The 14489-nt window shown below is 48.4% G+C and carries 11 protein-coding genes and 1 pseudogene; 11 read left to right on the top strand and 1 reads right to left on the bottom strand.

Annotation, left to right across the window (positions count from 1 at the left end; translation table 11 throughout):
• Positions 1-74: 74 nt before the first annotated feature.
• The 4 genes and pseudogenes from KI379_RS14855 to KI379_RS14840 all read left to right on the top strand — a co-directional run bounded on the left by KI379_RS14855 (position 75) and on the right by KI379_RS14840 (position 3629).
• On the top strand, positions 75-1319 hold the full coding sequence (locus KI379_RS14855; protein ID WP_373309558.1) for a serine hydrolase domain-containing protein: 1245 nt from the start codon (positions 75-77) through the stop codon (positions 1317-1319).
• A 444-nt stretch (positions 1320-1763) separates the two neighbouring features.
• The gene (locus KI379_RS14850) at positions 1764-2786 is read left to right on the top strand and encodes an aldo/keto reductase (protein WP_212984034.1); all 1023 of its coding nucleotides are present in this window, start codon (positions 1764-1766) and stop codon (positions 2784-2786) included.
• Between the two features lie 12 nt (positions 2787-2798).
• Positions 2799-2915 (top strand): annotated as a pseudogene (locus KI379_RS14845) (SRPBCC family protein); the annotation flags it as partial.
• A gap of 174 nt (positions 2916-3089) precedes the next feature.
• The gene (locus KI379_RS14840; RefSeq protein ID WP_373309557.1) at positions 3090-3629 is read left to right on the top strand and encodes an NUDIX hydrolase; all 540 of its coding nucleotides are present in this window, start codon (positions 3090-3092) and stop codon (positions 3627-3629) included.
• 199 nt (positions 3630-3828) lie between these two features.
• On the opposite strand, the gene KI379_RS14835 is transcribed toward KI379_RS14840, so the two are convergent.
• The gene (locus KI379_RS14835; protein WP_280518756.1) at positions 3829-4719 is read right to left on the bottom strand and encodes an AraC family transcriptional regulator; all 891 of its coding nucleotides are present in this window, start codon (positions 4717-4719) and stop codon (positions 3829-3831) included.
• 179 nt (positions 4720-4898) lie between these two features.
• Between KI379_RS14835 and KI379_RS14830 the strand changes: the two genes are divergently transcribed.
• The 7 genes from KI379_RS14830 (at position 4899) to KI379_RS14800 (ending at position 14484) form a co-directional block, all read left to right on the top strand.
• Positions 4899-6722 carry a beta-L-arabinofuranosidase domain-containing protein gene (locus KI379_RS14830; RefSeq protein ID WP_244879376.1) on the top strand — a complete coding sequence of 608 codons (1824 nt, stop codon included), beginning with the start codon at positions 4899-4901 and terminating at the stop codon, positions 6720-6722.
• Positions 6723-6751: 29 nt separating this feature from the next.
• The gene (locus KI379_RS14825) at positions 6752-8173 is read left to right on the top strand and encodes a family 43 glycosylhydrolase (protein WP_212984744.1); all 1422 of its coding nucleotides are present in this window, start codon (positions 6752-6754) and stop codon (positions 8171-8173) included.
• A gap of 203 nt (positions 8174-8376) precedes the next feature.
• Positions 8377-9360 (top strand): ABC transporter permease, encoded by a 984-nt coding sequence (locus KI379_RS14820; RefSeq protein WP_076164706.1) that lies wholly within the window; start codon positions 8377-8379, stop codon positions 9358-9360.
• Between the two features lie 15 nt (positions 9361-9375).
• Positions 9376-10263 (top strand): carbohydrate ABC transporter permease, encoded by an 888-nt coding sequence (locus KI379_RS14815; RefSeq protein WP_244879298.1) that lies wholly within the window; start codon positions 9376-9378, stop codon positions 10261-10263.
• 63 nt (positions 10264-10326) lie between these two features.
• Positions 10327-11892: an extracellular solute-binding protein gene (locus tag KI379_RS14810; RefSeq protein ID WP_212984031.1), complete on the top strand. Its 1566-nt coding sequence runs from the start codon at positions 10327-10329 to the stop codon at positions 11890-11892.
• A gap of 104 nt (positions 11893-11996) precedes the next feature.
• On the top strand, positions 11997-13760 hold the full coding sequence (locus KI379_RS14805) for a sensor histidine kinase (RefSeq protein WP_212984030.1): 1764 nt from the start codon (positions 11997-11999) through the stop codon (positions 13758-13760).
• Positions 13738-14484 (top strand): response regulator transcription factor, encoded by a 747-nt coding sequence (locus KI379_RS14800; protein ID WP_212984029.1) that lies wholly within the window; start codon positions 13738-13740, stop codon positions 14482-14484. The genes KI379_RS14805 and KI379_RS14800 overlap by 23 nt, the downstream gene beginning before the upstream one ends.
• Positions 14485-14489 lie beyond the last annotated feature (5 nt).

Here is a 14489-nt window from a genome sequence, read left to right as displayed (position 1 = left end):
TGACAAAGGGCTTTAAAGCATGAATGACAAGAGAGAAACATAGGGCTGATAACAAGTAAAGAGAGGTCATCCAAATGGAAAAGATGATATCGGGAAAAAGCAGCAGCGGCTTTTCCGAAACCGGGCTGCAAAGAATGCGTGACGTGCTGACGCGGCATGTTGAATCGGGGAAAATTCCCGGGCTCGTCGCCCTGGTCAGCCGGAACGGAGAAACGCACGTCGAAGCGATCGGCACGATGCGCCATGACGGTGGCGTACCGATGCGCCGGGATACGATCTTCCGGATGGCGTCCACTTCCAAGCCGGTCACGATGGCTGCGGCGATGGTCTTGCTTGACGAGTGCAGGCTGCGGCTGGACGATGTGGTAGATCCGTGGCTGCCCGAACTCGCCGACCGGCGGGTGCTGAAGAGAGCCGACGGCCCGCTGGACGATACCGTGCCGGCGCGGCGTCCGATCACAGTAAGGGACATTTTGACCTCCACATTCGGGCTTGGTATGGATATGACGTCGCTGGGCACGCCGATCATGAACTCCATTTTCGAGCAGGGGCTCACGCCAGATCTGCCGGAACCGATGCCCGAGCCGGATGAGTGGATGCGCCGCCTGGGTGCGCTTCCGCTGATGCACCAGCCCGGAGAGCGCTGGCAGTACCACATCAGCAACGATCTGCTCGGCGTACTCGTGGCCAGGGTCACGGGTCAATCATTTGAGACATTTCTGCGCGAACGCATCTTCGATCCCCTCGGCATGAAAGACACAGGTTTCCATGTGCCCGCCGACAAGCTCGACCGCCTGCCGCCCCTTTATGCCCCCAACCCGCAGACCGGTGAGTTCACCGTGTGGGACGAAGCCGAAGGGGGACGCTACAGCCAGCCTCCGGCGTTCCAGGGCGGCGGAGGCGGACTTTGCTCCACTGTTGATGACTACCACGCGTACTTTCAAATGCTGTTGAATCAGGGGATGCACGGGAACGAACGGATCCTGTCCCGGCCCGCCGTTGAGCTGATGACCACCAACCGCCTTACGCCCGAGCAGCAAGCCGCCCGACACGCCATGGCCACGAACAATGTCCACGTGTCATTCGGTCAAGGGCAGCACGGCGGCTGGGGCTTCGGGATGGCGGTGCGCACCTACCGTGGTGACTACGCGCCCATCGGCCAATTCGGCTGGGACGGCGGAAGCGGCACCTCGACCTACGCCGACCCGCACAACCAGGTCACGGGTATTCTTCTCACCCAAGTCGGGATGTCTACTCCGGATTCAGCGCGGCTTATCCACGACTTCTGGACTACGGTCTATCAGGCCATCGAAGATTAACAACTGGGTAACATTAGCCTCGATGTACCACCTCAAGAAAGGGCACAGAGCCTTTCAGAAAATTCTCCATCCATTTGAGATTCTGGGAATCGATCAGCATATTCAATAATGAAGCAGGTTAGAAGGCGGCCGTCATGATGATCGGCTGTCTTTTAATTTGCATGAACGTCTCACGCTTGTATGCCGCATGATTGCGGTTATTTGTTTTTTTACGATATACGTTACCTGACAAAACTGAGGACCAGAACAAATAGACGGATGTTGGGAGTAGAGTACTTTTTGGTGCCTATAGTACTTCAAAGTGCGTACTTTCCTTCTCTGTTTAAATGCTTCATAATCTATTTTTGTTAGACGATAAAATGACATTTGTTGATTTGATTAGGAATTAGTTTCCATATCAATGAACTATCAAATTGAATTATATATACTAGGAGGACATCTTAGATGAGAAATATACTGCAAGGAAAAATTGGATTTGGTACGGCGCCGCTAGGCAATATGTATCGCAATATCCCGGAGGAAGAAGCTATAGCCACTGTAGATGCAGCTTGGGAGAGCGGCATCCGTTACTTTGACACAGCTCCGCTGTATGGATCTGGCTTGGCGGAGATTCGTCTGGGTGAAGCACTGTCGAAAAGAAACCGGGACGAGTACGTTTTAAGTACAAAAGTAGGCCGAATTATTTCGGATGAATTGGAAGATCCATCTGCACGTGATTTAGGGGAAAAAGGGGGACTTTTCGAATTCGGCCGTAAGAATAAAATTATCAACGACTACAGTGCGGATGCGACCCTTCGCTCGATCGAGGATAGTTTGAAACGTTTAAAAACAGATCGTCTGGACTTTGTTTATATCCATGATGTGGCGCAAGACTTTTATGGTGATGAGTGGATTTCGCAATTTGAAACGGCCCGAACCGGGGCATTCCGTGCGCTCACACGTTTACGTGAAGAAGGAGTCATTAAGGGCTGGGGCCTTGGAGTAAACCGGGTAGAGTCGATCGAACTCATGCTGGAATTGGAAGAACCCAAGCCGGATGTATCTTTGCTGGCTGGTCGGTACACCTTATTGGACCATGAGCGTGCGCTGCAACGAGTTATGCCTGCGGCAGTAAAACATCAGATGGACATTGTTGTCGGCGGACCCTATAGCTCAGGTGTTCTTGCTGGAGGTACCCACTTCGAGTATCAAAAAGCGACACCAGAAATTGTGGCAAAAGTTGAGAACATCAAAAATATTGCAGATCGTCATCAAATCAGCATCAAGGCGGCTGCTTTACAATTTTCGCTGGCTAATCCGGCGGTTGCAGCCGTCATTCCCGGTGCAAGTCGTCCTGAGCGGATTGCAGAAGACAAAGCTGCATTGAATACAGTCATTCCGGCTGCTTTCTGGGAAGAAATGCGCGAACAAAAACTGGTAGCACCCCATGCACCGCTGCCTATCGACATGAAATCAATAGGGGAGTAATGAACATGGCACATACGGCTGTCTGGCAGTTTCACCCCGGCAGGGGTCAGTGATCAAGAGGCTATTGATCTGTTCCATGGGATCTATCAAGACGGCTTAGAGGCATTACGACAAGCATTTTTAGATTGAAGATGTAATAAGTAAAAGAGGCGTGTATCTGAGGCGAAATTTGAACTTGGATACACTCTTTTTTTGTTCGCTCAAATACAGAAGCGTTCATAAAATATGCCCAAGTATGATTTGCTGTGCTCAAGGTTCGAACTTGTGGGTCATATCATCCTTTCCATAAAAGCAGGAAAGTGCATGAAGCAAGAGGAATACATAGACAAATCATCAAGCGAAGGAGGTCATGAAGTGGCGTTTCCGACACATATCGTATCTGCAGGCGGTATTGTAGAAGATGGAAAGGGAAATATCCTATTAGTAAAAGCGCATGACGACGGTTGGGTATATCCTGGGGGAATCACTGAAGTTGGCGAAAACCTGATGGATGGCGTGATCCGTGAAATCAAAGAGGAAAGTGGAATAGACGCCACGGTTAGCCATTTAATCAGTGTGGTTTCAAATACAGCGATCCATAAGTGGTATGACGGTGTAACCGATGTTCCTACGAAGGTCATGTTTGATTTCGTGTGTACAGCTGTGGGGGGAGAGTTAGCGACGTCTGAGGAGACGAGCGAATGCAGGTGGGTTCCCAAAGAAAATGTTTTGGATTTGATCACCTTACCCGCAATCCGCATGCGGTACGAAGCTTATTTGAACTTTAACGGCTCTGTGAATTATATGGACTACGTCACTGCAACAACTTCTGAATGTCAGGTTAAACTTCAAAGAAACATTTAGTTGTACGTGCCATTAAATCCTTTCATTACGGGATACTTTTAGTTCAGGGTCATCCAGCAGCAGATTTTCAATGTAAATTTAGACAAGCACATATCCTCTGAATAGCCGCATGATTGCGGCTTTTTGAAGTTCTCCTCCTATTGTGCCGGCGCGGCGGCTAAGAACTCAAGGCTAATGTTGAAGAAAGCATCCTACTGTTCTACATTCCGGAATAATAGGATTTAAACTGTGAAGGCGTCATATTCATATAGAACCTGAACCATTTGGAAAAATAACTGACATGTTGATAGCCAGACTCGAGAGCAGCCTCAAGCACATTGTACGATCCTGTGCTCAGCAAATTAGCAGCTTTGTTGATGCGGATAAAATTCAGAAATTCCATCGGCCGCATCCCGGTCTGCGTTTTGAAAAATTTGCAAAAATGGGAGCGGCTGAGAGAAACTACGCCAGCCAACTGATCCAATGCTAGCTTTTCGTGAGAATGCTCTTCCATAAAAGCCAGCACTTTTTTAATTTGCTGGTTATATTCGTTTCCGGGGCTGTTTCGCGGCTCTGCTCTTTGTTCCATCATTCCGAACTGGCACATATCTGCAATCAGTTGCAGGAGAAGGCCCTTCAAGCTCAGCTCGTAAGCGGGTGAACGGTTCTCGTAACGAACAAGGATCTGTTTTATATAGCCCAACAATTCGGGAGGCGTGCCGCCTGAAACCGATAATAAGTCGGGAAGTCGGAGTTCCCCAAGCAGGATTGGCCCAAGGAACAGCTCCTGGATTCGATCCGCTTGGATCGAAGACAACCAGGATAACTTAAATACGATCGAGTAATAGCATATCCCCATATCTTGATCGTTAATTCCCGAATGGAGTTCGCCTGGGTGAACGACGAGCGCTTCTCCTTCACGGATAGCAAACTCCCGGCTTTCGATTCGGAATGTGGCCGTTCCCTTGGACAAATAAATGATTTCCATCTCATTATGCCAATGGACGGGGAGAATGGAATGAACCCCGGCTTGATGCTCCACTTTGTATATATACAGGGGGAAGCCGGGAACTCCGTGCAGCTTGTTTTCTCGGTACCGGTGCTCGTACATTTGGGCTCTCCTAAAAATCGTAATATAGTGACGATAGTACGCGATTAAATGCTAGATCATTCAAAAACAACAATAATATCATTATATTAAATCACATCCTTAGGGAAAGGAGTAGTGATATTCATAAAATTCGGGTTTCATACATTTTTATGGTATGGATCATAACCGATGGAAAAGAGGTGACCGGTTTGTTTACCAACTTTCGCCATGATGAAGTAAGGTTGACAGACAGTTCCTTTGCATTTCGCAGACAACTTGTAAAAAAGTATATTGTTGAATTTGATCTGAACCGGCTTATGCATACGTTCAAAATGAATGCCGGGCTTCCGTCCAACGCGGAGCCCTTGGGCGGGTGGGAAAGCGAAGATAGCGGTCTCCGAGGACATTTCGTCGGTCATTATCTGTCTGCCTGTTCCAAATTTGCCTTTGCCGATCAGGACGAGGGGTTGAAATCAAAAGCAAATGAAATCGTCGATATGATGGAGTTATGCGCTAAGCCTAACGGATATTTGAGTGCTTTCGAAGAGGAGAAGCTCGATACGCTCGAATTCGAGGAAAATCGAAATGTATGGGCGCCGTACTACACCCTGCACAAGATTATCCAGGGGTTGGTCGACTGCTATGCGTATCTCGGCAGTGAAAAAGCTCTGGCTCTTTCCGTAAATCTGGCCCACTACATTCACGGACGTTTTGAAAAGCTTTCCTTCTGGAAAATCGATGGGATTCTCCGTTGTACGAAGGTGAACCCTGTAAATGAGTACGGAGGGATCGGCGATGCCCTGTACACCTTGTATGACATCACCGGCGATGCCAAAATACTTGAGCTGGCCCAACTCTTCGACAGGGATTATTTCCTGGATCATCTTGCGGACGGCAAGGATGTTCTTGAAAATCTGCACGCAAACACTCACCTGCCGATGATTATAGCGGCAATGCACCGGTTTGACCTTACGGGCGAGGAAAAATATCGAACGGCGGCCTTGAATTTTTATGATTACTTAAAGGGAAGAACTTTTGCCAATGGAAACAACAGCTCAAAGGCCACCCATTTTATCAAAGGCGGAGTTTCCGAAAAATCGGAGCACTGGGGAGGCTACGGACAACTGGCAGATGCTTTGACCGGCGGCGAATGCGAGAGTTGCTGCGCGCATAATACGGAAAGGATTCTGGAGCGGTTGTTTGAATGGTATGGGGCGGTTGAGTATCTGGATCATATGGAATCGCTGAAATACAATGCGGTGTTGAATAGCGCCAGCGATGAAACGGGCCTTTCGCAATACCACCAGCCGATGGGCAGCTGCGCGATCAAAAAATTCAGCGATCCGTACGATTCCTTCTGGTGTTGTACCGCCTCAGGCATCGAGGCAATGAGCGAGCTGCAGAAGAATATCTGGTTTAAAAGCGGGGATGCTCTGCTGATGAATGCCTTTATTCCATCTGCTGTGGTTTGGAAAGAAAAGCATGTCACAATCACGCAGCATACGGAATTCCCCGATGGGCTTACGTCCAAGCTCGTGGTTGATGCAGCCGGACCGTCAGCTTTCAAATTAATGCTCAAGGAAAAAGCAGTTAAAGCTGTAAAAATCAATTCCGCTCCGATCGAACTTATCAGGGAAAACGGGTACGTCGGGATTCAACGTGTTTTTCAGGATCAGGATACGATTGAAATTGAAATAGAGGCTTCCCTGCATTTGGTTCCGCTCCAAGGTTCAGACCGTTTGGCGGCGGTGATGTTTGGCACCGTGTTACTGGCTCAGATCGGGCAAGGTTCGCTTTTGCAAGGGATGTCAAATGCAAATATCAACGAAAGATTCGTCAGGGCGGAAAAGAAGCAACTGGAGTTTGCCCTTGACGATGACCAAGTCAAACAAGCGAAATTCATACCGCTATTCAGAGTTGAGGAAGAAGCGTATTCGGTATATTTGGACTTAGAAGAGGATTCCAGCCTCAACCGCCGTTTTTCCTTTGCTAAAGATGGCAGCTCGGCGTATGAAGAAGCGTGAAGGCATATTTAAAGGAGTGAACGTTTATGATGAAAAAACAAGGGCTAAACCCCTATCTCCCATCGTGGGAATACATACCTGACGGGGAACCGTACGTTTTTAACGACAGAGTTTATGTATATGGCTCGCATGACCGCTTTAACGGACATGTGTTTTGTTTAAACGACTACGCTTGCTGGTCGGCACCCGTGAATGATCTAGGCGACTGGCGGTACGAGGGCGTGATCTACACCAAAACGGATGACCCGCTAAATCCTGATGGCAGAATGTGTCTTTATGCGCCCGACGTTACCGTCGGACCGGATGGTCGTTATTATCTTTATTATGTCCTGGATAAGGTTCCGGTTGTTTCGGTTGCCGTCTGCGAAACACCTGCTGGAAAGTATGAATTTTACGGATACGTAAGGTACGCGGACGGTACACGTTTGGGCGAAAGAGAAGGAGACGAGCCCCAGTTTGATCCGGGTGTATTGACAGATGGGAAGAAGACGTACTTATATACCGGCTTCTGTGCACCCAAGGATAAATCCAGACATGGCGCAATGGCCACGGTGCTTGGTGAAGATATGCTTACCATTGTGGAGGAACCTGTATTTGTCGCCCCAAGTGAACCTTACAGTACGGGAAGCGGGTTTGAAGGGCATGAATTTTTTGAGGCTCCCTCCATCCGAAAGAAGGGTGATACCTATTATCTTGTCTATTCATCGATTGTCATGCATGAATTATGTTATGCCACCAGTAAATTTCCGACAAAAGGCTTCGTTTATCAGGGCGTCATCATAAGCAACAATGATCTTCACATCGATTCCTACAAACCGGCGGACAAACCGATGTATTACGGCGGTAATAACCATGGCAGCATTGTGGAAATGAACGATAGATGGTTCATTTTTTATCATCGCCATACCAACGGTACGGCTTTTAGCCGGCAGGGCTGCATCGAACCGATCGTCATTCGGGAGGATGGAACGATTCCTCAAGTGGAAATGACCTCTTGCGGTCCTAATGACGGCCCGCTTGTGGGTCGCGGTGAATACCACGCCTACTTGGCATGTAATCTGTTCTGTAAAGACGAAGAATTGTATACAGGCGGTTTTGGCTCAGGGGCATGGATGGACAGCCGTTTTCCGAAGATCACGCAGGAGGGAAGAGACGGAGACGAAGAGATCGGATACATCGCTAACATGACAGACTCCGCTACTGCCGGTTTCAAGTATTTCGACTGCCAAGGAATCCGGAAGGTGAAAATCAAGGTGCGTGGTTATTGCCAGGGCAACTTTGAAATTAAAACGGCTTGGGACGGCCCGGCTCTCGGTAAAATACCTGTTAACTTTACGAATATATGGACGGAATATTCAACGGATCTCGTCATTCCGGATGGCATACAGGCTCTATATTTTACGTACACAGGCAGCGGAAGCGCGGATCTGGCTTCGTTTATTTTAGAGTAAGCCGCCCGCCCGTGAACCAGCTTCCCGAAAAAATACGCAAGCAGTTCCGAGCATTTTCCGGAACTGCTTTTTGTTTTTTGTGTGATCTTTTAATGATAAAGCCATGGAGGCCGAGTATTAAAAAATGACAACGCTTTCTTAAGAATGTTGGCTTACGAGCAGGTGGGTCAAGAGGATAGACTAGCAATAAAGGAGGAGCGCATATGGATTTGGATGCACAGTTTACGAGAACTGCGGATCACGGCGGCCAGCAGCACCAATTATGGAAGCGGTTCAAAAAGCAAAAAGTACTGCATGTATTTGTAGGGCTGGGTATGATCTTTCTGCTGATTTTCTCGTACACGCCGATGTTCGGTATTCTTATGGCGTTTAAAGACTACAGTATTTCAAATGGTATCAAGGGGATCTTTACCAGCGAGTGGGTCGGTCTGAAATATTTCGATGAATTCATCCATGATTATCAGTTTGCCACGATTGTACGCAACACGCTTGTCCTGAGCTTACTGAAGGTCATTTTCGCTTTTCCCGCACCGATTTTGCTTGCGATCCTGTTGAATGAAGTGAAAAATATGGCGTTCAAGCGATTCGTTCAGACGATCAGCTACCTGCCGCATTTTATTTCCTGGGTTGTTGTCGTCGGAGTATCCTACGCCTTCCTGTCTGCGGATGTTGGCATGGTAAACCGGGCCCTGGTCGAAACCGGGCTGATTGACAAACCGCTCAACATTTTGACGAGTCCGAACTATTTCTGGGGGCTTGCCGTCGGCAGTGCGATTTGGAAGGAAATGGGCTGGTGGACGATCATCTTCCTGGCCGCCATCACGGGGATTAATCCTTCGCTTTACGAAGCTGCCGAGATGGATGGTGCCGGAAGGCTGGCACGAATCCGATATATCACACTTCCGGGAATCAGAGGAACGATCGTCGTCGTGCTGGTGTTGACCATTGGCAGTATTCTCGGAGGCGGCCTGGTTGGCTCCAACTTCGAACAAGCCTACTTATACGGCAACAGCATCAACAATCCGACATCGGAAATTGTTCAGACGTACGCATTCAAGGTTGGTCTGAGTGACGGGCGATTCTCCTACGCGGCAGCAATCGATCTCATTCAGTCCGTCATCTCGGTCATTTTGATATTTTCCAGTAACTTCATTGCCAAGCGGGTGTCAGGGTCAAGCTTATTCTAAAAAGGAGGGCTGGTGGTGCTGAAGAGCCAAAGACAGAAGGATGTTATTTTTGACAGCTTTATTTACATCATGTTGTTTATATTGATGCTCATCATGCTGTATCCATTCTATTATGTATTCATCGCCTCGTTTAACAAAGGTTCCGATACGCTATTGGGAGGCATTTATTTGTGGCCCCGAAACGTAACTCTGGAAAATTACAAAATTTTTCTGGAAGATCCGAAGTGGTATCGAGCCTTTTTGGTCACGGCTGCCCGGACGATATCGGGCACGGCATTGGGACTGCTGCTGACAAGCCTGGTCGCTTACGCCCTTTCGCACCGTGATTTGTTGTTTAGCAAAACGTATTTTACGGTCATCATTTTCGCGATGTACTTTTCCGGCGGATTGATTCCTTATTACGTCGTGCTGCGCTCGATTGGATTGCTTAATTCATTTGCAGTATACATCGTGCCGTCCATGCTCAACACGTTTTTCCTGCTCATTGCCATCTCGTTCTTCCGCGAAATCCCGGGCGAACTCAAAGAATCGGCGCATATCGACGGCGCTGGCGAACTCAAGATCTTTTTTCGGATCATCCTGCCGGTCTCAACGCCGGTACTCGCCACGATGGCGTTATTTATGGGTGTCGGCCAATGGAATTCGTGGCTGGACTCCGCTTATTTTGTGCAATCGGAAAACTTGCGAACGCTTACCTTCCGGATGATGGAAGTGATCAACAAGAGCAACACGCCGCTGGATTCCATCGCTGTAGCAAACAGCGCCTCGGCTTCGGCCGGCGTGACGAGCTTCTCGCTGCAGGTGACGGCGATGGTCATCTCCATCGTGCCGATCATATGCGTATACCCGTTTTTGCAAAAATATTTTGTGCATGGAATTATGTTAGGATCTGTGAAAGGGTAAATCGCTGTTTCTATATTTAACCGCTTACATTAAAATACCAGTAAATCCATTGGAGGGGTACACTTGAAAACAATCAAGAGCTATAAGCTGCTCGCTGCGGCACTGTCTGCGGTGCTTGCCTTTACAATGCTGTCCGCCTGCGGCGGCAACGGTAACGGCGGGAACTCGGCTGCGAAGCAGGACGGTGATTCTTCGGCATCATCAGGCGGCGTGAAGGAATTATCGCTGTTTATCGATGCGCCGTGGTATCCCGTTAAGGAATGGAAAGGCCCGGTAGCCGAGAAGATCACCGAAAAGACAGGAGTCAAGCTGAATGTCACTGTGGCAACCGACGATAAGCAGCTGCCGCTGATGATCGCTTCAGGAGATTTGCCCGACCTCGTCTTCACGTATGCTAACATCGATCGGCTGTCGGACTCGAAGCTGTCCTATCCCTGGAATGAGTTGATCGAAAAATATGCGCCCGATTTCAAAATCGACAAAACGAGAATCGCGATCCATACGATGGACGACGGCAATTTCTATACGGTGCGGAATTCCTTCGCTACGCAGGAGGAAATGGCTCAAAACAAATATTCGATTGGCAGCGACGGCCATCCAGGTGTTGCCGTTCGGGAAGATATTCTGAAGGAGCTCGGCAATCCGCCGATCCAATCGCTGGACGATTTTGTAAAAGTTTTAGGCATGGTCAAGCAGAAGCATCCGGAGATGGTTCCGCTGGTTCTGGATAAGGAATGGGTTGAGCAGTACTTTATGCAGCAGTTCGGCACGGAAGCACTCATTGACGGCTGGTATGAACGAGACGGCAAAATCGATTATGCGATCAGACAACCGAAGATGCTGGAGTATTTCAAGTTTATGAACAGCTTATATCGCAACGGATACATTCTCGCGGAAAATTTTGCTTTTGCGAATGATCAGATTGACGATCAATATGTGACAAGCGGCAAAGCTTTTGCTCACGGCTACACCGTTTCCGCTGCGGAAGCGGACAACAATAAAATCAAGAGTAACGGGGGCGCCTTTACGTTGAAAATGCTTCCGAGCGCATTGTCGAAGAATGCCAAAGCTGTGAGTACGGGTCTGGGATTTGCGGGTACCTTCATCACGAAGAAAAATAAGGATCCGGAAGCATCCATCAAGTTTATTCAATACCTGGCAAGCGACGAAGGCAAAAAATTGACCATGTTTGGTGTCGAAGGCGAACATTGGACCTGGAATGAAGCGGGTTATCCAAATCTGAAATACGATCCATCGGATGCCGATTTCGTTAACGGCAACGGAATCAAATGGTGGTACTTGTACAATGACGGGGTCACCGAAGGCATGTTGTCCTATGTTCCCGGAGCGCAGAAAACACAGGCGTTAATGGAGACGAAGGCCATCACGACCTATAAACCGGCGATCGGTCTTATCCAAACGCAGCCGGATTCCAAAGAAAAGACGCTCAAAACAAAAATCGACGAGATGATCAAGAATGAGAAGGTCAAGATTTACCTGGCGAAATCCGAAGAAGAGGCGGTTGCCAACTACGAGAACATGGTGAAGACTGCCGAGAATATGGGCTTGCAGCAGCTTGTCGATTGGGCAAATGAGACATACCAGAAGAAGAAAAGTTTGTTTGAGTAACACGATGCCATTAAAAACCGGTAGGGACGTAAAATCTCTACCGGATTTTGCTTGCTCATGGTACGTTTAGTAGAAATAAACCGGCAGCGGGGGGATTCAAGACCGTGAGTATCGTGCGCAAAATTATTATCGGATATATTTTCTTTGTCTTTATCCCGGTCGTTACGTTTGGATATTACTACTACGTACAAATATACGGCAATCTGACCCAGCAATTCGTAGAAAGCCGGCAAAAGATCCTGGAGCAGGCCAAGGCAAATATGAAAGCGGATCTCACCCGCATCGAATCCGTCCATCGCTTGCTGCAATATAACCCGTATGTCACGGACTACCTGGGCGGAGTTTATGGATCCGACGCCGAAAGCATATATGCCTACAACCGTTATATCAGTCCGATCATGACACAATCGCTATTTGCCAATCCGGAAATCGAGTCACTTCGAATCTATAAAACCAAGAAACAAGTGCTTCGAATTACCGACCGGTTTCTCGATATGTCCTCTCTTGATGCACAGGGCAAGAAGATAGCAAGTTCATTAAAACCCGGTCAAGGAGGATGGATTGTTCAAAGTCCGGAGGCTCAGGAACCGCGGCTTGCTTTTTATCAGAACATTTATAACCCGGAGTTTACCGAAATTGTCGGGCTTCTGGAGCTGCGCATTGGCGGCAGTCTCATGCAGAAATTTTACAAGGCTATCGGCATAGAAGGTGACTGGGAAGCGATCCTGTTACCGTTTGGTGAGGAGGCAGCGGAGGACACGGCTTCCGGAATGGATGAGGAGACGCTCAAACTGCTCGGCGGAAGTGACAATAAGCCCTATTTCATTAACCGGAAAACGATCGTGAATCAGCTCTCCTTTGAGGAGCTTGGGGTCAGAGTTGTTGCGATTGGAAAAGTAGACGTCGTGTTTCACGCGATCAAGCGCAAAGAGATGATTCTAATCTCAACCGTCATCGTTTTTTTGGCGGCATTGTCGCTAGCGTATTATGTACTCGCTTCCACAATCACCAAGCGCATTCTTCGCCTGGCCAGACACATGCGTAACCTGGACGACAACAATATGAGACCGTACATCAGCAAGCACGACAGTCCGAACCGTCTGGATGAGATTGGCTTTCTGATCATGACTTACAATTCGATGATTCAGCGGATGGACGAATTGATTAACAATGTCCACCGGGCCGAGCTGCGAAATAAAGAAGCGGCCTATAAAGTGCTTCAGGCTCAAATCAAACCGCATTTTCTTTATAATACGCTCGAAACGATCAGAATGCTGGCCGAGTCCAATAACGATAAGGAGGTAGCCGACATTTCCTTTTGGTTCGGGAAGCTGATGCGTTACAGCTTGTCCTCCAAGGAGGATCATACGGTTCTCGCCCAGGAAATCGAGACGGTCATCTTCTATCTTAAGATTCACAAGATGCGGCTCCGAAACAGACTGAGCTATGAGCTGGACATCGATGTGGATGCAGATCGGATTGATTGTCCCCGGTTTATGCTCCAGCCCTTGATCGAGAACAGCATCGTCCACGGAGCTGCAGCAACGCTTCGGCCCGTCCATATCAGGCTGCGTGCGTATGAAACGGCGGACGAAGTTCGGATCTCCATATCTGACAGTGGGGCAGGCATGCCGGAGGACAAGCTGTCCAGGCTACGTTCACTGCTCATGGGGGATAGTGACAACAATTCCAGCAGAGAGACCGAGGGCGGTGGTGTGGGCCTGATTAACGTCAGCGAACGGGTGAAATCCTTTTTCGGCGGTGATTCACGGCTGGTTATTGATAGTGAGCAAGGAGTGGGAACATGTCTCACAATCATCATAACGAAAGGGGCGGCGGTTAACGATGAAACTATTGATAGTAGATGATGAGCCGATTATTCTTGAGGGATTAGTCAAGGTCATCAAGGACGCGGCTCCGCTCGGTACGGAGGTGCGAGAGGCAGGCAACGCTTTTGAGGCTCTTGAAGTCATGAAGGGTTTTATGCCGGATGTCACGGTAACGGATCTTCATATGCCGGAAAGAAACGGTTTCGAGTTGATGGAGGAGGCGAAAGGGAACGGGCTGTGTAAGCGGTTTATTATTCTGACTGGCTATGACGAATTTGAATACGTAAGAAGAGCACTGCGCAGCGGCGTCGTGGATTATTTACTTAAACCGCTGGACAAAGACGAAATTGCTAACCTGCTAGCACTTATCGATGAAGAGCTGCCCTCCGAAGCCGATTCCGACTGTGAACGGCACACAAAACGCATTCTTGCTTACACGCAAACGAATTTTATGAACGATCTTTCCTTGGATCACCTTGCCGATTTGATGAACCTTCATCCGAATTACATCAGCAGCCTGTTCAAGAAGGTGACAGGAGACACGTTTATAAATTATTTGAACGCATTTCGGATCAAGGAAGCGCAGAAATTGCTGAGGACGCATCGGCATCTTTCCGTAAGCGAGGTTGGTCGGCGGGCGGGGTTTGAAAATAAACATTATTTCACCAAAGTCTTCAAAAAGTATACAGGAATCACACCGGGTGCCTACCGTGAAACAGATGTTATGGATAATTTAGAGGTGGATTCTAAGGAAAGCTGCTAAACTGG

Source organism: Paenibacillus cineris (assembly GCF_018333335.1).
Taxonomy (GTDB): Bacteria; Bacillota; Bacilli; order Paenibacillales; family Paenibacillaceae; genus Paenibacillus_AQ; species Paenibacillus_AQ favisporus.
Note: the sequence above shows the minus strand (reverse complement) of the source record. Positions and strands in the feature narration are given on the sequence as shown.